At 69.0% G+C, this 22,709-nt stretch carries 18 protein-coding genes and 1 pseudogene; 10 read left to right on the plus strand and 9 right to left on the minus strand.

The genetic code is table 11. The features are described from left to right. Positions 1-57: 57 nt before the first annotated feature. Positions 58-1,107, plus strand: a complete 1,050-nt coding sequence (locus tag AC07A4_RS18550) for a LacI family DNA-binding transcriptional regulator (protein ID WP_478599616.1) — start codon at positions 58-60, stop codon at positions 1,105-1,107. Between the two features lie 287 nt (positions 1,108-1,394). Here AC07A4_RS18550 and AC07A4_RS18555 read toward each other — a convergent pair whose 3' ends face one another. Next, positions 1,395-2,015 carry a TetR/AcrR family transcriptional regulator gene (locus tag AC07A4_RS18555; RefSeq protein ID WP_478599619.1) on the minus strand — a complete coding sequence of 207 codons (621 nt, stop codon included), beginning with the start codon at positions 2,013-2,015 and terminating at the stop codon, positions 1,395-1,397. 146 nt (positions 2,016-2,161) lie between these two features. Here AC07A4_RS18555 and AC07A4_RS18560 point away from each other — a divergent pair, with 146 nt between their 5' ends. Both AC07A4_RS18560 and AC07A4_RS18565 read left to right on the plus strand, forming a co-directional pair. Beyond that, complete coding sequence (locus tag AC07A4_RS18560; protein WP_478599622.1) at positions 2,162-2,581, plus strand: siderophore-interacting protein; 420 nt, start codon at positions 2,162-2,164, stop codon at positions 2,579-2,581. 11 nt (positions 2,582-2,592) lie between these two features. Next, positions 2,593-4,761 (plus strand): 2Fe-2S iron-sulfur cluster-binding protein, encoded by a 2,169-nt coding sequence (locus AC07A4_RS18565; RefSeq protein WP_478599624.1) that lies wholly within the window; start codon positions 2,593-2,595, stop codon positions 4,759-4,761. Positions 4,762-5,047: 286 nt separating this feature from the next. Here the strand turns inward: AC07A4_RS18565 and AC07A4_RS18570 are convergent, their stop codons facing one another. Further along, the gene (locus AC07A4_RS18570) at positions 5,048-5,641 is read right to left on the minus strand and encodes a TetR/AcrR family transcriptional regulator C-terminal domain-containing protein (RefSeq protein WP_478599942.1); all 594 of its coding nucleotides are present in this window, start codon (positions 5,639-5,641) and stop codon (positions 5,048-5,050) included. 80 nt (positions 5,642-5,721) lie between these two features. Between AC07A4_RS18570 and AC07A4_RS18575 the strand changes: the two genes are divergently transcribed. The 5 genes from AC07A4_RS18575 to AC07A4_RS18595 all read left to right on the plus strand — a co-directional run bounded on the left by AC07A4_RS18575 (position 5,722) and on the right by AC07A4_RS18595 (position 11,865). Then, on the plus strand, positions 5,722-6,969 hold the full coding sequence (locus AC07A4_RS18575) for an FAD-dependent monooxygenase (protein ID WP_478599626.1): 1,248 nt from the start codon (positions 5,722-5,724) through the stop codon (positions 6,967-6,969). Between the two features lie 291 nt (positions 6,970-7,260). After that, positions 7,261-9,477, plus strand: a complete 2,217-nt coding sequence (locus tag AC07A4_RS18580) for an MMPL family transporter (RefSeq protein WP_478599629.1) — start codon at positions 7,261-7,263, stop codon at positions 9,475-9,477. 153 nt (positions 9,478-9,630) lie between these two features. Next, entirely contained in the window at positions 9,631-10,854 is a 1,224-nt protein-coding gene (locus AC07A4_RS18585) for a sensor histidine kinase (RefSeq protein ID WP_478599632.1), read from the plus strand. Continuing rightward, positions 10,851-11,585 carry a response regulator transcription factor gene (locus AC07A4_RS18590; RefSeq protein WP_478599635.1) on the plus strand — a complete coding sequence of 245 codons (735 nt, stop codon included), beginning with the start codon at positions 10,851-10,853 and terminating at the stop codon, positions 11,583-11,585. The genes AC07A4_RS18585 and AC07A4_RS18590 overlap by 4 nt, the downstream gene beginning before the upstream one ends. Before the next feature lie 64 nt (positions 11,586-11,649). After that, on the plus strand, positions 11,650-11,865 hold the full coding sequence (locus AC07A4_RS18595) for a hypothetical protein (RefSeq protein ID WP_478599637.1): 216 nt from the start codon (positions 11,650-11,652) through the stop codon (positions 11,863-11,865). Positions 11,866-12,257: 392 nt separating this feature from the next. Here AC07A4_RS18595 and AC07A4_RS18600 read toward each other — a convergent pair whose 3' ends face one another. The 5 genes from AC07A4_RS18600 to AC07A4_RS18620 form a co-directional block, all read right to left on the minus strand. Further along, a complete protein-coding gene (locus AC07A4_RS18600; RefSeq protein ID WP_478599640.1) occupies positions 12,258-12,926 on the minus strand; it encodes a hypothetical protein in 669 nt (222 codons plus the stop codon). 835 nt (positions 12,927-13,761) lie between these two features. Then, the gene (locus tag AC07A4_RS18605; RefSeq protein WP_478599643.1) at positions 13,762-14,193 is read right to left on the minus strand and encodes a DUF6924 domain-containing protein; all 432 of its coding nucleotides are present in this window, start codon (positions 14,191-14,193) and stop codon (positions 13,762-13,764) included. A gap of 166 nt (positions 14,194-14,359) precedes the next feature. Then, the gene (locus AC07A4_RS18610) at positions 14,360-14,533 is read right to left on the minus strand and encodes a hypothetical protein (RefSeq protein WP_478599645.1); all 174 of its coding nucleotides are present in this window, start codon (positions 14,531-14,533) and stop codon (positions 14,360-14,362) included. 84 nt (positions 14,534-14,617) lie between these two features. Further along, positions 14,618-14,776, minus strand: coding sequence for a hypothetical protein (locus AC07A4_RS18615; protein WP_478599648.1), 159 nt, complete (start codon positions 14,774-14,776; stop codon positions 14,618-14,620). A gap of 44 nt (positions 14,777-14,820) precedes the next feature. Continuing rightward, positions 14,821-15,021, minus strand: a complete 201-nt coding sequence (locus tag AC07A4_RS18620) for a hypothetical protein (protein ID WP_478599650.1) — start codon at positions 15,019-15,021, stop codon at positions 14,821-14,823. Positions 15,022-15,818: 797 nt separating this feature from the next. On the opposite strand from AC07A4_RS18620, the gene AC07A4_RS18625 reads away from it, so the two are divergent. Both AC07A4_RS18625 and AC07A4_RS18630 read left to right on the plus strand, forming a co-directional pair. Beyond that, on the plus strand, positions 15,819-15,941 hold the full coding sequence (locus AC07A4_RS18625; protein WP_478599653.1) for a hypothetical protein: 123 nt from the start codon (positions 15,819-15,821) through the stop codon (positions 15,939-15,941). A gap of 210 nt (positions 15,942-16,151) precedes the next feature. Then, positions 16,152-17,164, plus strand: a pseudogene (locus AC07A4_RS18630) (IS5 family transposase). A gap of 202 nt (positions 17,165-17,366) precedes the next feature. Here AC07A4_RS18630 and AC07A4_RS18635 read toward each other — a convergent pair. Next, positions 17,367-21,590 carry an nSTAND1 domain-containing NTPase gene (locus AC07A4_RS18635; protein ID WP_478599655.1) on the minus strand — a complete coding sequence of 1,408 codons (4,224 nt, stop codon included), beginning with the start codon at positions 21,588-21,590 and terminating at the stop codon, positions 17,367-17,369. 75 nt (positions 21,591-21,665) lie between these two features. Then, positions 21,666-22,010: a CU044_2847 family protein gene (locus AC07A4_RS18640; RefSeq protein ID WP_478599657.1), complete on the minus strand. Its 345-nt coding sequence runs from the start codon at positions 22,008-22,010 to the stop codon at positions 21,666-21,668. Positions 22,011-22,709: the final 699 nt, after the last annotated feature.

Raw genomic sequence — 22,709 nt, forward strand, 5'->3', positions numbered from 1 at the left:
GAGCCGCAGAAGGCAAACGTTTCCCTGACTTCTCCCCGATTCCCTGGACGGTGGTGTGTGAGCTCACTGGCGGAAGTCGCCCGAGCGGCGGGCGTGGCCGTCTCCACGGCGTCGCGCGTGCTCAGCGGGGCCGACCATCCCATCTCGGCCAAGACCCGCGCCAAGGTCATGGAGGCCGCCGAGCGCCTGGAGTACTCGCCCAGCGCTCTCGCCCGCGCCATGGTCTCGCCGCACAGCCGCCTCGTGGGCGTCCTGGTGAGCGACATCGACAACCCGTACTTCTCCGTCATCGCCCGCGGCGTGGACGACGCGGCGACCCGCGCCGGGTACGTGACGATGCTGTCCAACGTCGACCGGCGCACCACCACGGAGATCAGCCGCCTGCGGGCCATGCGCGACTACCGCGCCGCGGGCGTCGTCTTCGCCGGCAGCGGCCACGTCGACGACCCGCAGGGGCCGAACCTGGTCAAGGCCGTGCGCCGCGCGCAGGAGGAGGGCCTCCAGGCGGTCTCCCTGGCCGTGCGCGACCTGGGCTGTCCGTCCGTCATCGTCGACAACCGGGCGGTGGCGTACGACATCACCGACCACCTCGTCTCGCTCGGGCACCGGCACATCGCGTTCATCGAGGGGCCGCCCGGCATGACGGTCAGCGAGCACCGCCGCGAGGGCTTCTTGTCCCGCATGGCCGAAGCGGGCCTCACTGAGGGCGGGCACTGCCATCCCGGCGGCTTCGACCACCAGGCCGGGCGCGCCGCCGCCCTGCGGCTCCTCGCCCGCCGCCCGCTCCCCGACGCGATTCTCGCGGCCAACGACGAGGTCGCCGTCGGCGCGATGAGCGCCCTGCGCCAGGCGGGCATCGACGTACCCCGGGAGATCTCCGTGGCGGGCATGGACGACCTGCGGCTCGCGGAGTTCGTCGGCCTGACCACGGTGAGCCTGCCGCTGTACGAGATGGGCTCCCTCGCCGCCCGGCACATCATCGACACCGCCGCGCGCGCTGGTGCGGCACGCGCCGGGGACACGAGCGCCACGGACAGCGCGGCGACGACCATCCTCAGCCACCGCGTCGTCGCCCGCGAGACCACCATCCGACGGGCCGACGTCTGATCCGGGTCACCGGCACGCGCCCAGCGAAGCCGCCCGCCGGTGTCACCTCCGACGGACGGGCTGCCGGGCGTCCTCCGCTGGGCCGACCGGTCTGCCGCTCACCGCATCATCCGCTGGCGCCCACCATGACCGGCATCGTCTGCGACGGCGCGGCCGCGAACTCGGCGTCGCGCTGGGCCTGTCGGTCGCCGTGCTTGCTGCGATGGCGAGCTTGGTCCGCGCCTCGGTGGGGATGACACCCCCGCTGGCAGTGCCCCAGCTTCCCTCGTGGTCAGTGCGACCGGGACCTACTGATCGCCGCGCAGGTATCGAGTGATCAGGGCGACTAGCTCCGTCTCCAACCTCTCGGCCGGGACGGGGTGCGGGGTTGCCAAGAGCTTGTGGGTGTTCATCTCGACCGTCCCCACGACGAGCTCCGCGGCCACGTCGAGGTCCTGTACGCGGACATCTGGATGACGGGCAAGCACGTCGCGTACCTGACTCACCCGCACCTTGCCGTGCCGCTCGATCGCTTCGACCAGTTCACTGGAGACCGGCGCTTCCTCGATCATGATGCGCAGCAGCTGCGGGTCGTCGCGATGGTGGTCGATCGCGTCGCGGACCAGGGCACGCACGGTCTCCTTCAAGCTGCCGGGGATCAGCTCCAGCTCTTGGGCGCCCGTCCAGGCGCCGCGATCGATGTGCCGGATCAGCAGCTCGGCGAGGACGGCGTCCTTGTTCGGGAAGTACTGGTACAGCGAGCCGATGGACATCCGGGCGTGCTCGGCGATGCGGTTGGTGGTACCGGCCGCGTAGCCGTACTCGGCGAAAACGTGAGCAGCGGAAGCGAGGATGCGCTCTCTGGTGAGCTCGGCGCGTACCTGGCGAGGCTTGCGACGTGGGGCGAGACGGCGTTCGGCGGAAGCCATCCGTTGATCCTTCCGGGCGGCGAAAAGCGAGTAGCAAATACCTGAGCTTTTACTCAGAATAGTGCCATGAGCTGCGCATTTAACAACTCCCAAGAGCTTGAGGTGCGGTCGTGGTCCTCCCGGCGAGGATGCCCCGGGACGGCAAGATGATCACGTTGGAGGTGCGGCGGCGTGAGCTGCTCGCGCCCGGCTTCGCCGCGGCGGATGACGGGCTCGACAGCGAGTTCGCCTTGCACGGCGAATCGTCCATGACCTCGTGGGTGCGCCGAGTACGGCCGGGTGATCCGGCAGTGCCGACCGCGTCCGATGTCCAACCCGTTCCTCTGCCGGACGGGGTGCGTGTCCACTGGCTCAGCCGCGACGACGAGACGCTGCGGCCAGGTACCCGCGCGCTCGCGGCGGTCCGCGATGGCGATCTGCCCGATGGCCCCCTCTACGCCTGGGTGGCTGGTGAGTCCCGGCTGGCCACCGGCATCCGGCGGCACCTGGTCAACGACCGCGGCGTACCCAAGCAGGACATCTCCTTATCCAGCTACTGGCGCACAGGCCGGTCCGCCCCCGGCTGAAAGGGAATCCCATGCAGCACACGTTCCGACCCGACTCCCCGCACCGGCTCACTTCCGCCGACGAGGTCGAGGCGGTCGTCGGCCGCCCAGCCTCAATGATCATGCGCAAGCAGATCAGCGTCCTTGACGCGGGCTGCCGCAGCGTCCTGGCGCACAGCCCCGTCGCGGCCTTCGGCTACCGGGGCACCGACGGCACCGCCCGGACCACCTTCGTCGGCGGCGCGCCCGGATTCGCGCGCGTCCACTCCGCCAAGCGGTTCTCCCTCGCCGTTCCCGGGCCGACCGTCTCCCACGGTCCGGTCTCGCTGTTCTTCCTGATGCCCGGTGTGGGTGAGGTGCTGCGCGTCAACGGCACCGCATCCGCCCTCAAGGGCGGGGAGACGGCCGTGGACATCACCGAGGCATACGTGCACTGCGCACAGGCGGTCATCCGCTCCGGTCTGTGGGAGCCACCCGCTCAGTCCCCGGCGGCCGATCCCGTAACGGGTGCAGGTCCGTTGACCGGGCCCGGCGTGGGCGACTTCCTGGCCGCCTCACCGTTCCTGGCCCTGTCAACCTGGGACACCGACAACGGCAGCGACACCAGCCCGCGCGGGGAGCGTCAGACGGTAGCCCGGATCCTGGACGGCCACACCCTGGTCCTGGCTGACCGCAAGGGCAACAGGCGTGCGGATACCCTGCACAACCTGCTGCAGGACGACCGGCTCTCACTCGCCGCACTCGTTCCCGGCCGCACCGGGGTGCTGCACATCCACGGGCACGCGGCGATCACCGACGACGCAATGCTGCTGGAGACGATGGCGCTGCGCGGGGTGCCACCCCATCTCGCACTCCTCATCGCCGTCGAGCACGCCGAGGTGAGCGGCAATGACGCGGTGGCTGGTGCGCGCCTGTGGACGCCGGACGGACGGACCGGGCGCGGTCAGGCACCCGACATGATGGCCCTGGGCACCGCGCACCTGGCCGCCAACTCCGCGGATTCGGGACGCGTTTCGGCATGGCTGACCCGGCTCCTCGCCTCCGTCCCCGGCATGAGTCGGCTGATGCGGAAAGCCGTGGACCGCGCTTACGTGTCCGGACTGCGCAAGGAAGGCTACGACGACGTTCGAGCCCTCGCCGCTGCGCACCACCGCCAGGCGCCCGTGCGCGAGCCGGAGAGCCCGCTGCGGCCCGTGCGTATCTGCGAGATACGACAGGAGACGCCCACCGCCCGCACTCTCGTCCTCGAAGACGCGGCCGGTGAGGCCAAGTCCTTCGACTTTCTCCCCGGACAGTTCTTCACGCTGGTCATGGACATCGAGGGCCAGCCGGTACGGCGCGCCTACTCGGCCTCCTCGGTGCCCGGCAAGCCCCGACTGGAAATCACCGTCAAGCAGGTGCAGGGCGGATGTTTCTCCACACACGTCCACCGCGAGTTGCGCGCCGGGGACCGCCTCGCGATACGCGGACCCTCCGGCACCTTCCACACCCAGGCACAGGCACCCGAACAGCTGGCACTCATCGCGGCCGGCAGCGGTATCACGCCCTTGATGAGCATGATCCGCACCCGCCTGTCCGATCCCGCGGCGGGAGGCCGGATCGACCTGCTCTACAGCAGCCGCAGCCCCGAAGAAATCATCTTCGGCGACGAGTTGAGGAGCATGGAGAAGGAGCATCCCGGCCGACTGACCGTCACCCACGTTCTCACCTGCCGCGACGGCCGGCTCGACACCGAAGGCATCCGCCAGTGGGTCACCGGCCTGCCCCTCTCCGAGAGAGCACGCCACTACGTCTGCGGTCCCCAAGCACTCATGGACACCGTGCAGGCCACCTTGCAACGACTCGGCGTGCCCGACGAGTTCATGCATCAGGAACGCTTCAACGGCGCCATCACCGCTCCCACCGGCGCTGCGGCACCCCAGGAGATGACCGTCGAGAAGAACGGGAGCCCCGTGGGAGCCACCGTGGTCGAACCCGGCCAGACCCTGCTCGATGCCGGTCTCGCCGCAGGGCTGCCGATGCCCTACTCCTGCACGGTCGGCAGCTGCGGAGAGTGCATGGTGCGCGTACACAACGGAGAGGTCACGCAACCCGACCACACCTGCCTCACACCCAAGCAGAAGGACGAGGGCTATGTGCTGGCCTGCGTCAGCTGCCCGCTGTCCAAGGTGACCCTGGACATCGCCGATCCGACGCACTGAGGGCTGGAGGGCCTGGCGAGGCGTCAGGGTCGAGCCGCGGAGGTATCGGTGCAACGGCTGGCCCCGGCGGCGAGGACCGCGGCGGCGCAGTCGGCGTCCGTGCGGTCGGTGAGCAGATGGTCTGCGTTCGGGAGGGCGACATACGACTTGGGGTGGCGGGCTGTGTCGAAGATCTGCCGTGCGTTGTCGACGCCGACGACTTGGTCCGGTGGGGAGCGCAGGATGAGCGGGGCCGCGCCGAAGGACCTGCATCCCCATCTAGTGACCTGTACCGGTCTGCGCCCGGTTATGCCGGCGACGGCGCGGCGGAGGCCGGGGCGGATGCCGAGGTGTGCTGTTCCAGGCCGCTGAGGATGAGCGCGAGGCCCGCCTCGAATGCCGCCTCGGGATCCAGTACGGGGACGTCGTCCGGCAGGTCCTCGCCGTCTGGGGCATCCGCTTCCGCTTGCTCCTCGAGCACGCAGCCGACCGTGTAGCGGCCAGCGGCCAGCATCGCCATCTGCGCCTCGCGCTCGGGCACGCCGGAGGAGACCAGGAAGGCCATCTTGCGGCGGATCCGGTCGAGGTCGCTGGTCGGTGTGCTTCCGGCGTGCAGCCGGGCGCCGTCACGGCGCATCAGCAGCGTGCGGCGAAAGCCGCGGAAGTTCGCCAGGAACCACGCGCGCCAGTCGTCCTCGGGGGACGGCAGCGGCGCGTCGGCGTGCGGGGCCATGGCTGCCTCGGCCATGGCCGCGAGGAGGGCCTTCTTGGTCTTGAAGTGGTAGTAGAGCGACGGCTGTTCGACGCCGAGTCGCTTGGCCAGCCGCCGGGTGCTGACCATGTCCAGACCCACCTCGTCCAGCAGATCCAGCGCCTCGGTGACGACGGTCTCGCGGTTCATCTTGGTCACGTTGACATTCTATCGCCGATAGAAGACCGTGGAATGGAATCAATCACCGATAGATTCTGGGGTGGTCGGACATGACAAACAAGAACGCGAAGCGTTCGTTACGGATCCTCGTCGCCGGTGGCGGCGTCGCCGGGCAGGCGCTGGCCTTCTGGCTTACCCGCGGTGGCCACCAGGTGACGGTCGTCGAGCGCTTCCCGGCGCTGCGCGCCTCAGGCGCGCAGGTCGACCTGCGCGGACAGGGCATCGAAGCGGTCAAGCGCATGGGCCTGCTCGAAACCGTGCGCAGCCAGCTGGTGGACGAGGCGGGCGTCGCCTTCATCGACTCCCGCGGCAAGCCGAAGGCGACGATCCTGGCGAACACCACCGGCAAGGGCCGCCAGACCCTGACCTCCGCGTACGAAATCATGCGCGGCGACCTCGTGCGCATCCTGCATCAGGCGGCCATGAAGGACACCGCGTACGTCTTCGGCAAGAGCGTCGACGGCTTCGACCAGGACGCCGACCGGGTCACCGCGCACTTCTCGGACGGGACCTCCGATGAGTACGACCTGCTGATCGGCGCCGACGGACAGGGTTCACGCATCCGGAGCGCACTGCTGCCGGAAGGCTTCGACCCGTACTGGCGCGTGGGCATCCACATGGCCTACTGGTTCGTGCCGCGCATCGCCTCCGACACCAACATCCGCGACACCTACATGGTCCCGCGCGGTCGGCAGATCATGCGGCGCAGCCATAACGCGACCGAGACGCAGGTGTACTTCGTGATGCGCGAGGAGTCGCCGCAAGCGTCCGCGATCCACCGCGCGCCCGTCGAGCAGCAGCAGAAGTTCTGGGCCGACCGGTTCCAGGACGCCGGATGGCAGACCGACCGCTTCATCGAGGGCATGCAGGGCAGCCCGTTCTTCTACTCCCAGGAGATCGCGCAGGTGCGCATCGACCACTGGTCCAAGGGCCGGGTGGTCCTGGCCGGGGACGCCGCGCACTGTGCCGCCCCCTACAGCGGCATGGGCGTCTCCGGCAGCCTGGTTGGCGCGTACGTCCTGGCCGGGGAGATCAACCGGCACACCGACGACCTGCCGACCGCGCTGGCGAACTATCACCGCCTCCTGCGGCCCTTCGTCGACAAGGTCCAGCGTGCGGTCAACCCCCGCATTCTGCGCGTGGGCATGCCGATGAGCCAGCACGCCATCAGCGCCTTCCAGAACGCCACCGCACTGGCCTGCTTCCTCCACATCCCCGACCTAGTCGCGCGGTTCTCCAAGCAAGACCGCGGCGGCCACTGGCAACTACCGGCCTACGCCGACACACACGCCGCCTGAGCCGCCTCCGCGATGCGCTCGTACCCCGGCGTGGGGCGCGGCGGGCGATGGGGACACGGGTTGGTCGGCAGGCAGGAGCGGCCAGACGCTCTGCCCTGGGGGTGGGCTGTGCCGCACCGGTACTGCGCCTGCAGTACGGGCGGGTGTCTGCAGGAGCGGGACGACGTTGCGGCCGGTGTTGCCAACGATGGAGCTGAGGCCGCGGGCTGTCTGCGTCGGCGACGCGCACAGCACGACCCGCGGTGCCATCTCTCCTCCTCCTCTTTTCCTCTTCGACTGGAGTGCCTCGTCATGGCTTCCTTGCTCTATCGGCTCGGCCGGATGTCCTTCCGGCGACGCCGCTACTTCGTTCTCCTGTGGGTGGCGATCCTGGCGGCCTGCTCCTTCGCTGCTCTCAGCGCCCCGGCCGCCGAGGAGGACGGGTTCTCCATACCGGGCACCGAGTCGCAGAAGGCGTTCGACCTGCTCGACGAGCGCTTCCCCGGGGACAACGCGGAGGGCGCGGACGCGCGGATCGTCTTCGCCGCGCCCAACGGGCAGAAGGTGACCGCCCGTGAGAACCGGGCGGCCGTCGAGAAGGTCGTGGACACCATCGCGCGTGGCGCGCAGGTGAAGGACGCCTCGAGCCCCTTCGCTCCGGAAGCCGTCAGCAAGGACGCCACCACCGCGTTCGCGACCGTCACCTACGCCGTCTCCAGCGACGACCTCAGCGAGGCCACGTCCGCCGAGCTCATGGACGCCGTCGAGGACGGCCGTACGGCGGGCCTGACGGTGGAGGTCGGGGGCTCGGCCGTCGACGGCGGTCCTGAACTCGGCGGCGTCACCGAACTGATCGGCATCGCTGTCGCCGCGCTGGTGCTGTTCATCACCTTCCGCGCGCTGGTCGCCGCCGGACTTCCCCTGATCACCGCGCTGATCGGCCTTGGCGCGGGAGTCTGCGCCATCATCGCCGCGGGCATGTCCACCACGACGATCACCCTGGCCCTGATGCTGGGCCTGGCCGTGGGCATCGACTACGCCCTGTTCATCGTCTCCCGCTACCGCGCGGAACGGGACGAGGGCCATACTCCGGAAGAGGCCGCGGGCCGGGCGGTGGGCACCGCCGGATCCGCCGTCGTCTTCGCCGGTGCCACCGTCGTCATCGCGCTGGCCGGGCTGTCCGTGGCCGGCGTGCCGATGCTGACCGACATGGGGCTGGCCGCCGCCGGAACCGTCGTCATCGCCGTGCTCGTCGCCCTGACACTGCTGCCCGCCCTGCTCGGGTTCTTCCCCCAGGCCGTCCTGCCCCGCACCCGGCGCCGCACCGCCATCGCACCCACGCCCGCGCCCGGGCCCGGGAAGGAGCCCGCGGGAAGGCGGTGGGCGCGCTTCGTCATCCGCCGGCCCCTGGCGACGCTGCTGCTGAGCGTGGCGGGCCTCGGCGTCGTCGCCATCCCGGCCCTGGATCTGCGGCTCAGCCTGCCCGGCGACGAGGCGCAGCCCACCTCGACCACCCAGCGCCGCGCCTACGATGCCCTCGCCGACGGCTTCGGCCCCGGCTTCAACGGGCCCCTGACCATCGTCGTCGACGCCAAGGGCGCCGACGACGCTCAGGCCGCCGCCGCGCGGGCCCGCACGGCCCTGACCGCCACCGACGGCGTCGTGGACGTCTCACCGGCCACCTTCAACAAGGCCGGCGACACCGCGACCATCGCCGCCGTGCCAAGGACCGGCCCCAGCGCCAGTGCGACCAAGGACCTCGTCAAGACGATCCGCTCCGAGGCCACCGACCTGAAGTCCACCTCCGGCGCCTCCATGTGGGTGACCGGGCAGACCGCGATGAACATCGACGTCTCGAACAAGGTCACCGCCGCCCTCATCCCCTACCTCGCGGTGGTGGTGGGACTCGCCGTTCTGCTCCTGATGATCGTCTTCCGTTCGGTGCTCGTCCCGCTCAAGGCAGCCCTCGGCTTCCTGCTCTCAGTCGCCGCGGCGTTCGGCGTGATCGTCGCGGTCTTCCAGTGGGGCTGGCTCGCCGACCTGCTCGGCGTCTCCCAGACCGGACCGGTGATGAGCATGATGCCGATCTTCCTGATCGGCGTGGTCTTCGGCCTGGCCATGGACTACGAGGTCTTCCTCGTGACCCGCATCCGCGAAGCCCACGTCCACGGAGAATCGCCAACGCGGGCCATCGTCACCGGATTCCGTCACAGCGCCCGTGTCGTCGTGGCCGCCGCCGTCATCATGATCGCCGTCTTCGCCGGATTCATCGGCATGACCGACCCCATGATCAAGATGCTCGGCCTTGGACTGGCCGCCGCCGTCTTCTTCGACGCGTTCATCGTCCGCATGACCATCGTCCCGGCCGCTCTCGCGCTCCTGGGACAGACAGCGTGGCGACTGCCCAGGTGGCTGGACCGACTACTGCCCGACCTGGACATCGAAGGCGAGAAGCTCACGCGCACCCTCGCGGCCGAGCACCCCGCCCCGGCGGCGCCCTCGTCACAGGAGGAATCGGTGATCGCCTGACCCACCGCCGCCACGGAGCGCCCGCCCATCCGCGGGCCTCCGGGGCGCCCCCGCACGCACTGGGGTCCGTCCGCCCCGATCGTCCACAGCCGACAGCCGACAGCCGACAGCCGACAGCCGACAACCGTCAAGCACACCCGTGAAGGAGGACCTGTGATCGCCGACATCCGGTCGTGGGCCCGCCGCCACCCCAGAGCTTTCGACGCCGCGACGGCGGCCGCCCTGTGCGCCCTCGCGGTGCTCTCCACCACCATGGCGCAGCCGCCTCGCATCGTGCGCTGGCCGCCGCCGACCGCCGCCACCGTCGCCGCCCTGGCCTGCGCGGCGCTGCTGGCGCGCCGCAGCCGCCCGCGCCTGACCGTGATCACCACCACCGCGTGCACCGCCGTCCTCGGCGCCATGGGTCCCGCCTTGGGCTACGAGTTCGGCTCCACCCTCACCGGCCCCGTCATGGCGGCGCTCGCCTCACTGGCCTGGCACACCGACAGCCGCACCGTCGCCCGCTACACCGCCACCTCCGCCCTGACCCTGCTCGCCGCCTCCGCGCTGTGGCCGCCGGGCGGCCCGCAGCTGCGACCCGAACAGGTGGGCCTTGCCGCCTTCATCCTCGTAGCCCCCGCCGTGGCCGACTCCCTGCGCAGCCGCCGCGACTACGTCACCGCGGTGGAGGCACGCGCGGAGATGGCGCTGCGCACCCGCGAGGAAGAGGCCCGCCGACGCGTGGGCGCCGAACGGATGCGTATCGCCCGCGAACTGCACGACGTCGTGGCCCACCACATCACGCTCGCCCACGCCCAGGCCGCCACCGCCGACTACCTGCTGGCCAGCCGTCCCCACAAGGCGCAGCAGGTCATGCACCACCTCACCGCCACCCTCAACTCGGCCCTTGGCGAACTGAGATCGACGGTGGGACTGCTGCGCGAACGCGACGAACCCTCCGGCCCTTCGAGAGAGCCCGTCCCCGGACTGGCGCGACTGCCGGACCTGATCGCCTCGTTCGACCACGTCGGCCTCACTGTCACCCTCACCCAGGACGGCACCGAGCAGCCGCTGTCACCCGGTGTCGACCTCACCGCCTACCGCATCACGCAAGAGGCACTCACCAACGTCTCCAAACACGCACTGACCACGACGGCCGCCGTCCACCTGCACTACACCGACGACCTGCTGACCCTGACGGTCACCGACGACGGCCCGCCCGTACAGGTCCGCGGCGCCGCCGGATACGGCCTCATCGGCATGCACGAGCGCGCCCAGGCAGCCGGAGGACACCTGCACGCCCGCCCCCGCGACGACACCGGTTTCGAGGTGAGGGCCGAGCTTCCCACCCTCGCGCCGCCAGGCCGCCTGTCCGCCCACGACGAGGACACCTTGTGACCATCCGCGTGCTGCTCACCGACGACCAGGCACTCCTCGCCGCAACCTTCCAGGTCCTCATTGACGCCACCGACGATCTAGAGGTCATCGCCACCGCGGCCGACGGCGACCAGGCTGTCCAGCTGACCCGCACCACCGCACCGGACGTTGTGGTCATGGACATCCGCATGCCAGGCCGGGACGGGCTGTCCGCGGCCGCGCAGATCACCGCCGATCCCCAGCTTTCCGGCACCCGCGTCCTGATCCTGACCACCTTCGAAACGGACGACTACATCACCCGGGCTCTGCGCGCTGGCGTCAGCGGTTTCCTCGGCAAAGGCGTCGGCCCCGCCGAGTTCCTCGCCGCCATCCGCACCGTCGCGGCCGGCGACATGGTGCTTTCCCCCTTGGCCACCCACGTCGTGGTCACTCGCTACCTCGCCGCCTGCCGCCCTGACCGCCCCCACGCCACCCCCCGCGAGATGGACAGCCTCACCCCCCGCGAACAGGAAGTCCTCCTCTGCGCGGCAGAGGGGCTCACCAACGACGAGATCGCCGAGCGCTTGTACGTCAGTCCGCTGACCGTCCGCACTTTCGTCCAGCGCATCATGCACAAACTCGGTGCCCACCACCGCGCCCAACTCGTCGCCCTCGCCTACCGAACCGGCTTCGCCCGCGTGCCACAGCCGCCCCCCGCTCGTCCCCCAGCGGACGCGGCCCCTGAAGCGCGCGCCGCCTACGACGGCCGGTGAGACCAGCAGCCGCACCGTCGTGATCCCCTCCCGGGCGACCGCTGCGAGCTCGTCGAGGAAGAACATGACGACGTGGAGGTGGATGCTCGCCAACGAACCCGCGCCGACCATTCCCGCTCGCCGCGGCGCGAAGCCGCCCGCCTCCCCCGTTGCCGCTACCGACGACCCGGCGCTGCCGGAAGCGCTGGCCGAGCTGGCGGCGGCGCGGGCGGACGAGATGGACGCCGACACCGTCAACCGGGAGCTGTCCATCGCGCACATGGCGATCGGCTGGTGGTAGCGCCAGGGCTGGATCGACGGCGACCCGACGATCGGCATCGAGCGGCGGCCTGCACCGCCCGACCGCACCAAAGCCCTGGCCGAGAAGCAGATCACCGCCCTGTGGCCCGCCGTTCCTCACCGACCACAAGATCCCGGCCGGGACTGCGACGTTGGACGTGTGCCCGGAGACCGGCCGGGGACGTTCTGGAGGGACAGGCTGGTCAAGGAATTGCCCGTGGGCGTCGACCAGCTGAGGCAGGACCGCATCCTTGCAGAAGCCCTTGCCAACGGCGCGGACCCCTCCACGTCGCGCACGTCTTCTTCCTCGGCGCCAGGGCCAGCCTCCGTTACACCAGCGCAGTGGCCGAATCGGAAGCGAAGCAGGGACCGAACACCCGCTGATCTTGAGTTTTACCCCGCAGGGAGCCTTCGCCGGCCCTCCGGTGTGAAGGTGAAGGTCTGGCGAAAGGGCCCCGTTCCGAAGCGCACCGCAAGCAGGAGGGGTTCTTCGTGCGCAGGTGGCCATGATTGCTCGGCTCCCGGAGCACTGCCGTTCCAGAGGTGAAAGGACACCATCGGTTCCTCCGGGTTCTCAGTCAGATAGCCGAGGGTCTTGCCGTAGTAGGGGTTGTCACTGCCGAACAGCATGGACGGGGTACCGAACTCGTCGACGACGTCCGACCACACGCGGTCCTCGCCCGCCCACTGGCGGACCTCACCCTCCAGGACTGCGTGTTCGGCACGGTCCAGTACGCGGTCCGGCTTGAGCCAGCCGCGGCGGTGCGCGAACTCGGCATACACCGAGGCAACGCCGTACTCGTAATAGCGGTCCGGGATCAGATCGCGGAACACGCCTGCGACGCCGGCGCTGGACCAGGCGCCGCGCTCATCCCAGACACGCTGCTGCTCGGCCAATGCCTCGCGCTGGCACTCCACGAACAGCAAGTGATCCATCAGCATGCGCAAGGCCAGCTCCGACTCCCTCCCGTACATCCCGGGACGACGCAGGGCGAAATTCAACTGATCGACGAGATACGCACGTATCTCGTCGGAGGCTGCAAGCGCTCTGGAAGTAGGCATCCCACAGTCTCGCGCAGATGCCGCCGGATCGCGTCATGGGCTGACGCCCAGCCGTTCTCCATGTGAGCCGAGCCCAGGCCCGTCGCCCACTACCGTTCACTGCGGCAACCGGCCCACTCGACGCAGCAGAACCACCTTCCAGCCCCTGAGTTCGCGCTACTGAACCTTGAGATTTCCTGAACCCAGGAAGATCGGGATTGAGAGCTTCTACTGCGGACCAAGCATCGAGGGCGCCCACGAGAAGGGCGTGGTGGAGGGGCAGATCGCCTACTTACGCCGCAACCACTTCACTCCGGTGCCCGAGGCCGACTCGCTGGCCGAGCTGAACGAAGTGGTCGACCAGTGGGATCTGCACGACGGACGGCGCCGGACCGGTTCGCGGCCGCGGACCATCGATGAGCACTTCGATGTTGAGCGGTCGCTGTTGATGCCGTTGCCGGAGGAGCCCGCAAGGTCATCCAGGCCGCGTGGCGGCGACCACCGACACCGTGGCGTGGAAGTGGACGTCTGCGCTGCACATTCGCAGAGGCGCCGACGCCCGCGCCGGAAACGCCTGCTCTCGCCCCGACGTATTGCTGATGGGCCAACGGAGCCTGGCTCCGGGATTAGCCCCTGCCGAGAGGCGGCTCTGCTGGGCGACCTTCACCACGAGGCCGCGGCCGTCGCCCAGGTCCATCCGACCCAGACCGCCGAGGCGGAACGCCTGCTGCGCCCTCTCTCGCCGGGCCATGCCGCATTGGGCTCACCCGCGCGCCCAACCTGCGGTAGGGCAGGGGCGGTAAGCCTGGCCGCCGCCCCTGCCATGGCCGGTTCCCGGGTCCCGGCGCGCACGGCTTCAGTCGTCGGCGAAGCCGCGAAACGTTCCGCCCGTGTGGTCGGCTGTGCTCGCGAAGTCAGCGAAGCTCATGTTGGAGATGTTGAGGTTGACCGCGACGTTGGGAAACCACTGGGCGGGCAGGCGGAAGTACCGTCCGGGCTCGTCTGACAGGTCTACGGCCAGGAGTGGATACTCGGGGTGGGCCAGCGCGGCTTCGTCGGCGATGAACACGTGATAGATCTGCTGGCTTTCCGGGGCGGCTGCCTCTTCCCGGACGAGTGAGGGGATGTCCGCCGCGGTGTAGCGGGGATCGCTGACACAGACGGCGTGGATGAAGCGGTCGGGGTCCGCGGCCAGGAGCGCGGCCTGGAGCTGTTCCCAGGCCTGGCCGTCGCCGAAGTGCGTGCGCAGGACGAGTGAGAGCTCATTGCCTGGATCCGGCAGGGGCATGGAGGTGATCCTCTCCAGTGGAAGGGGGCTGCGCTCAGGCCCTTGACGGCCTGGGCGGACGGGGCAGAGCCGGATGAGGCAGGGGCCGGAGACAGCCAGCATGTCGGCGAAGGCCTGCGGCCGCGGGACGCGGTGGCGCTCTGTCTGGCTGCGTGGAGCGGGCCTGTCAACTGGGCTCTGCCCGCAGGACGTGATCGCGGTAGGCGCGCCAGGTGGCGAAGGCCGACTGCGCGTCATCCGGGGTGAGGAAGCCTCCCGCAGCGGGGCAGTAGGCCCGGGCGTTCAAGGCGTCGGCGACCGCGAGGGCCGCGTGCGCTGCCGCGTCGCTGTCACCGTGCACGAACAGGGAGACTCCGTCGACCGGCGTGTCATCCGCCGCCCTGGGCGGGCTGCCGATGGAGAAACCCGGCCCTTCGTAGTCGCCCTACCCGTCCTGCGCGAACACGATGCCCGGCAGCACCTCGGTGAGGACCGCGCGTACCTGACGGCCGGTGCCGACACTCGGCGGCTCCCACCCCTGGGGGATCTCGTCGATGGTCTTGGCCTCGGGCGGAAACCGCATGATGAACACGTCCCAGCTCATCACTCCAACGTACGCGTCGGTACTGACAGTCGTCCGGAGGGGACTCATCGAACCGGTGCCGCATCACCGCGGATGCGGACGCCCGCCACGGCGTTGGACTGCGACGGCCAGAAGGCGACCACCAGCCGCTCTCCGCGCGATGCGTGGCCGCGCCGGTCGGGGCTGGTGGTGGCGTGGATCGAGGGGCGTGTCCCGGGCAGGCGCGAGCCGAGCACGGCACGGCCCGCCGGACCAGCCTGGCCCATGGGCTGTCCGCCTCGTGAGCGTGATGGTCAGGGCGCGGTCCCGGCTGCGGCCGTGCCGGTGGCCCCACCCGGGACCGCGCCGCTCCATCGTAGGACCGTGCATGTCCCGGCGGCGGCAGCGAACCGCCCAATGCGGTGGTAGGGCAGGGGAGTTGATGCCATTTCCCTACGGCCGGGGCACTGCGCCGGGGGAGAGAGGTCCGGCGGTCGCTGAGCTCGGACAGACGCCTGTGGGAGATCCCCGGCGACAGCGCGCTCTCCCTGTCTAGGTTCCGCAGATTCGCGAGCACTTCCGCGTGATCATGGGCAACGGTAACGTTCAGTAGCGGCCAGTTGTCAACTGTTAATGATCTTCCGGTTTGGGTGGTGCGCGCCCGTCGTACCATTCCCGTACGGCCGTACAGCGCCCAAGAAAGGGCCGCAGTAAGCACGACGCTCCTACGGCGTCGATTAGGGACGCCGTCGGTTCGACTCGCGACGTCCCCTTCAAGCTGCTGTGGTTGAGGGACTTCGACGAGTCGGACCCGTGGCGCCGGGTTCGTCCGGTACGCGAATGGCGCACTACTCGGGCGGCTACGCCTCGGCTGCGACGGGCGGCAAGGTCGTCTACGAGAGCCGCCTGGAGCCGCAACTCCTCGTGTCCGGAGTGCCGATCGTGGGCTGGCCTGCCGGGGGGGCACCCGGGACCTCAGGCGCCACGCTCGGCGTGTTACCTCGGGATGACCAGCGGCACCGCCGTGCGACTGGTACCAACAAACACCACCACACTCGCCGACTCCGCACCTGCCGCTTACACGGTGACCAATGCCAATGGCGGCGACGTCATCTGCGGCCTGGCCGCCAAGGACACCATTAGTGGCGGCAACGGCACCGACACTCTCCTCGACCACAGCGGCCACCGATGTCCTGAGCGGAAATAACGGCGACGACGGCATCGACGTCCAGGACAGCGTCGCTGACGACACCATCGACGGCAGCAGTAGCGCCTACCTGCGGTGCGCGAACTCGTCCACGACCGCATGGAGCTGGTCACTGCCCGACCGACCGGCTCACCCCTCCTAGGAGCTGTTCGGAGTTCGGATCTTCTTGATGCTTGGTGATGTGCTGGTCTGGGCTGGTAGAAGTCGCGTGTGGCGCGTTTTGATGTGACGGATGCCGAGTGGGCGTTGGTCGAGGCTCGTCTGCTGGTGGCGGCGACGGGTCCGTTGCCGCGGCGGGTGCGGGACCAGTTCAACGGGGTGTTGTGGAGGTTCCGTACGGGCGGCGGCTGGCGTGATGTCCCGGAGCGCTACGGGCCTTGGTCCACGGTGTACTCACGGTTCAGCGCCTGGTCGAAGGCCGGGGTGTTCCAGGCGCTGATGGACGGCCTGATCGCCGAGGCGGCCGCACGGGGGTGGGTCGGGCTGGAACTGGTCAGTGTGGATTCCACGGTCGTGCGGGCCCATCACGAATCGGCGGGCCTGGCGGTCGCCGGGGAGACGCTGGACGCTCTCGAACAGGCCCTGACCGAGGAAAAGGGGGTTCCGCTGGCGGAGCAGGGGCCCGTTCTGCGGGTGATGCGCCGCAGGCCGCACCCGGTGCGGGCGACGCAGGGGAGGAGGACCGGAAGTGGTCTGCGGCACGGCGCCTGCGCCGGGCACGGGCGGAGGCGGCCGGGCTCGGCAGGTCAAGAGGCGGACTGAGCAGCAAGGTCCACGCTGCGGTCGATGCGGCGGGACTGCCGCTGGTGCTCGTGCTGGCGCCGGGCCAGGCGGCGGACTGCCCGCAGTTGCGGGCGGTACTCGACCGGGTCGCAGGTCCCAGGGGCCGCCCGCGCACCCGGCCAGGGGCGGTGGCCGCCGACAAGGCCTACTCGTCCAAGGCCAACCGCGCCTACCTGCGCAGACGCGGGATCACCGCCGTCATCCCGGAAAAGAACGACCAGGGCGCCAACCGTCGGAGGAAAGGCTCGGCCGGCGGTCGGCCCGTCGGCTTCGACGCGCACCGCTACAGGCAGCGCAACACCGTGGAGCGCTGCTTGCAGAAGATCAAGACCTGGCGCGGACTCGCCACCCGCTACGACAAGTCCCCCGAGAGCTACGAGGCAAGACTGCACCTCAGAGCATCGCTCATGTGGGTGAAGCACATCACCTTAACCACATGATCCAAACCCCGAACAGCCCCTAGTGTGGCTCGCCGGACTCGTCCAGCAGGACGATCAGGCGCTGCCCTTCCCTGGTGAGCGATTGGCCGCCGGGGGGGGGACCTTGACGGCCACTTGCGGTAAGCACAGCCACTGAGAGTGCCAGGGCCGGCATGGCGATGTCGCGGACGGCGGTCGCGGTGTACAGGGAGTGCACACGTCCTCACGCGCACACTGGGGCGATGTCCTGGCCTCGTAGGTATGTAGAGCGTTCTTCCTTTGTGAAGTTCCGCGAGAGAGCTGAGCAGATCTTTTCCTCAGCCTCTTTCGGGCTCAAAACGCGCAGCGCCCACAGCGATACCGGGCTGTCGATGCCCCCCCCAGTCGCAAGAGTTCTGCCGTCGGGGCTGAACACCACCACATCTGCGTCTGGGTAAGGGAGAGCCTCACGGGGGTCCCCGGTAGCCGCGTTCCGCAGTCGCACCGTCTCACCACGGTCGGCAACTGCGAAGGTTTTGCCGTCGGGACTGAACGCCACCGCTTCCACACGTTCGTTGTGGCCGACAAGTACGCGAAAGGCCGAGCCGGAGGCAACGTTCCATAACCGCACCGACTTGTCAACGCTGCCGGTGGCAAGGGTCTTGCCGTCGGGGCTAAACGCCACCGCATTCACCGAGCCGGTGTGGCCGATGAGAGTCTTGAGCCGTTTGCCGGTGACGGCGTCCCACAACTGCACCTTCCCCTCGTCGCCGACAGCGAGGATCCTACCGTCGGGACTGTACGCCACCGCAAGTGTGACTGAGTAGGCTTCGCCGCGGCTAGGGAGGGTTTTGCGGAGCTTGCCGGTGACGGCGTCCCGCAGCTGCACCGTCTCATCCCCGCCTCCGATGGCCAGGGTCTTGCCGTCGGGGCTGAACGCCACCGATACAACCCCGTCGTCGTGGCCAGTGAAGAAGGTCTTGCGGGGCTTGCCGGTGGCGGCATCCCACAGCCGCACCGTGCCGTCCCGGCTGCCGGTGGCCAGGGTTTTGCCGTCGGGGCTGAACGACACCCCACACACAGTGTCGGTGTGGCCGGTGAGGGTTTTGCGTAGCTCGCCGGTGGCGGCGTCCCATAGCCGCGCAGCCCTCCCCCCGGCGACGGCGAGGGTCTTGCCGTCGGGGCTGAACTCCACCGCACACGTAGATTTGATGTGGCCAGTGAGCAGGTTTTCGCGGGGCTTGCCGGTGGCGGCGTCCCACAGCCGCACCGTCCCATCCCAACTGGAACTGGCGATGGCCTTGCCGTCTGGGCTGAAGGCCGCCGCATCCACAGCGTCGGTGTGGCCAGTGAGGGTTTTGCGGGGCTTGCCGGTGACGGCGTCCCACAGCCGCACTGTCTGATCCTCACGTTGGGTGGTGGCGAGGGTCTCGCTGTCGGGGCTAAACGCCACCACATCCACGTTTGAAGGATGGTCCAGGCGCTTGCGGACTGTGCCAGTGTCGGCATCCCGCAGCTGCACCGTCTCATCGTCGCTCGTGGCGAGGGTCTTGCCGTCGGGGCTGAACACCACCGCATCCACTGAGCCGCTGGGGCCGGTGAATTCTTGGATCTGGTCCCAGGTACCAGCGTCCCTCAGCCGCAGCGTCCTTTCATCGTCGATGGCGAGGGTCTTGCCGTCGGGGCTGAACACCACCGATATCACCCCGCCGCGGCGGCCGGTGAGGAGGGTTTTGCGGGGCTTGCCGCTGGCAGCGTCCCACAGCCGCACCGAACCGTCCTGGCTACCAGTAGCCAGGGTCTTGCCGTCGGGGCTGAACACCATTGCAACTACAGATTCGGTATGGCCTGTGAGGGTTTTGCGGAGCTTGCCAGTGGCAGCGTCCCACAGCCGCACCGCATCGCCGTAGTCGACGGCGAGGATCTTCCCGTCAGGGCTGAACACCACCGCCTCATCCAAAGAGCCGGTGATCGTCTTGCGGGGCTTGCCGGTGGCGGCATCCCACAGCCGCACCGTGTAGTCGTAGCCACCTCCGACGGTGGCGACGATCTTGCCGTCGGGGCTGAACACCACCGCATCCACAGGGTAGGTATGGCCTGTGAGGGTTTTGCGAAGCTTGCCAGTGGCAGCGTCCCACAGCCGCACCGTAGCGCCGTAGCCGACGGCGAGGATCTTCCCGTCAGGGCTGAACACAGCCGTGTGCCCGACGAATCGGTGCAGGAGGGGAAGTGCTGCTGCCGCCTCCAAACTGGCGGCGGCTTCAGCGGTGGGGCTGGTCCGGTAAGCCTGGACGGCAAGGAGAGATGCCAGGTCTGGATCGGTATCGATCAAACTGTTGGACTGCGTGGCCAGCTGCTTCGACAACTGCGTCAGTGCTCTGTCCTGCGCGTCGACTGCGGTCTGGCGCTGCCACAACGCCACGCCCGCGATACACAGGGCGAGAATGAGCAGCCCTGCCAGGGCGGTGTTGATGCGCCGGGTGCGGCGAGCCGCGGCCTGCTGCCGTTTACGGCTGACTGTCAGGAGCGTGGTGATGTCGTTTGGCAGGGAGCGCTGTCGGGCCCAGTCCAGTGCCTCTGCGAGGGCGCTGCCGACGAGTAGGTCTTCTTGCAGTTTGCTTGTGGCGTGGCGCGCTGCCTGCTCTGTGGTGCGGTTCAGCCAGAGGTGGAAGCGTTGGTCTTGGGCGACCCAGTCGCGCAGGTCGCCCCAGTCGCGGATGAGGGCTTCGTGGACGAGTTCCGCCATTGGCTGGCTCTTGGCGGCATCAGGCCGGACCGGGGTACTGGTGATGATGACGCGGTGGCGGGCCAGGGTGGCCACGACCTCGTCGAAGGGCGTCTCATCCGCTGCATCCGGCCCGGCTTCAGCGCTGAGTGCGCGCAGACGCGTAAGGGCGATCTGCTGGCGAGTGGCCGGGATAGCGTGGGTTTCGTCGGCAGGGCGCACCAGTGCGGTGAGGAGCCGCTGCGCGATCGGACGGTGGGAGCTGGGCAGTTGACGCAGAGCGGTATTGCACCAGGCAGTCAGGCTGCCTGTGATCTTGCCAATGGCCTGGTATGCGTGATGGGTGAGCCGACCATCGTCGAGGCGTTCCCAGAGCTGGCTCAGGGCTAGTTCCAGGGGCGGCAGAAGGGTGACTGGGGCCTGCTGTGCGGGGTAGGTGGTGAGGACGTCGTTGATGATGCGTTCGGGCAGTCCGTCCTCGAGGCAGGCGCCAGCTTCTTGGGCGGGGCGGGTGATGATGTCCCGGAGGTCGGTGGTGTTCAACGTGGAGGGGATGTTGAGAAGGCCGGGGGTTGCCGCGCTCAGCAATTGTGGGGCCACGACGGCCAGGCGGGAGTAGAAGTCGTCGCGCATCACCAAGACAACAGTCAGAGGGGTGTGCGCGTCGACGACTGCTGTCAGTTCGTTGGTGGCGGTCAGTAACTGAGCAGCCGTGGGGTCGTCCACAGAGGTGGTTTGGGTGAGAAGTTCCTCGAACGGGTCGAGGACCAGGATCAGCCGGTCACAGGCGGGTTCGGCCGCAAGTCGGCGTTCCACGGCAGGCAGCAGGCCGTCGGTGGCGACACCAGACAGGCCAGCCCGCTCCAGCGAAGCTGGGAGGTTGTGGCCTGGGCGGGTAGTCAGCGACAGCCAGCGGTCGCTGCCGGGGACAGCCGCACGGGCCAAGGCGGGCAGAACGCCGGCCTGGACCAGCGAAGATTTGCCCGCACCGGACGGTCCCAGCAGGAGCAGCAGCCGCCGCTGTCTGCTCAGTTCGTTCAGCACGCTCTGCACAGCCTCGTCGCGGCCGTGGAACCACCGAGTGTCTTCAGCAGTGAACGGCTCCAGGCCACGGTAGGGCCGCAGGCGGTGCACGGTGAGCTGGGACCGCACCTGTCGCAGAACCTCGGTGGGGGTGGCGTAGGCGATCTCCAAGCCTTTGAGGTGAGGATCCGGGGAAGTGATCGCGGTGACCATGCCGATGACCAGACCGGTCACCTCATCCCTGACCGGTCCGCCGCTGAAACCGGTCGTCAGGTCGTTGGCCCCGGACAACTGAAGCAGCACCCCCGCCTCGCTGTCGCCCGGCAGTAGGTCACCAGCAGTGCCGTAGCCGAAGTGCCCACCGAGCGGGCCCTGGGTGGGGAATCCGAACGACGACACCCGGTGCCCCCGGCACCCCGCCGCCGAGCCTACTGGCAGCGCTCTCGCCCCATGCGGCGTCCGCTCCAGTTGCAGGACAGCAACGTCTTCCGCCTCCGGTGCCCGCCACTGTCCGAGCATGATGTGAGCCCGTACCGATGGCGCGCCGGGCAGATGCGGGAAAACGATGTTCACCCAACCACCGGGAGCCTGACCTGCGGTGCGGACGACGTGCGCACACGTGACAGCGAATGCCGCCTCGATCAGGAAGCCGGCACCGGCCACAGTGCCATCAGGCGCGACAATCTGAACGACTGCGCCGGGCAGAGCAGACTGGCTCATACCACCAGAAGGGATGCCGCTCGCTGCCGGTTGCTCCGGGCCGGGGAAGCCATCCGCCACCATGGTGCGCTGCCCTCACCCGGTGCCATTCAGCGCAGGTGCGCTGTGCGCGCTGCTCTGCCACTGGAGTCGGACCACCAGATGCGTCTCCGCACCGCTCTTGGTGATCACGGCGCCTGCCTGCGCCGACAGTTTCACCCCGAACTCCACCTCCACCCCGTCCGGTCCCGCCCTCTGGACCGCCTCCAGCACCGCCCGCGCTGTCCTGCTCACCGGCTCGAGGTATTCCTGCAACGTGCTTGGCAGCTCACGGACCGCATCACCGATCCGTCCTGCCTTCACCGGCCCACTGGCCTCCGGCCCCGCCTCGAACCGCACAACTCCACCGCCTTCCAGCGGTAGCTCCACCAAACCCTCCATGTCCCGCACCCCCAAGTGCCAGCCTGCACCCCACTTGGCCTCGCACCCAGCCTCGCGGCATCCCGGATCTCCTCCGCCCCATGCGCCTGACATGCTGAGCAGATCGGACCATCCCAACTCAGTCGACCGATGGCCCCAGCCCTGCCGAGTGCCGTAGCCGGTCTACTGCGATGACACCTAGTTTCGCCACGTACGAGCTGGCATCGAGACGGAAGCCCGAGCACGTCCAGCGCGTCCGTCGGGCTGTCCGCAGCGCACGCGTTGCCACCTATAGCAGCGGATCCCCGGTTAGCGAAACCGGGGATCGACCGGATCATTGTCTTTCCACCGCCGCTCGTTCAGTCCATGAAAGGGCCGCCTCGCGCCCAAGTCGCCCGCCATACGCTCCCGCCCCCTCGCGCCCGACGGCGGAGGGCCGAAGACAATAGGCGTTACGCAGAGTGACTATCTATGGCAACCTGCTGGGACGTTCTGCTCATGATCCTCGCCCACGAGCAGCGCTCATCGCGTGCGGAATGCCCCATCCCCACAGGATCCAGTGCTCACGGGACTGTGCTCCCTACAGCCCGGCTGTCATACCCCCAGTCCACCATGGGCGTCATGACGGACTAGAACATTGCCCGAGCCTCCCGCCAGGTCCCCGCCTGGGCCCGCAGCGTCGGGCCGGGCTGGGCGGCTCTGCTCGACCGCAGCAAAGCA

The organism is Streptomyces sp. NPDC043996 (assembly GCF_056435225.1).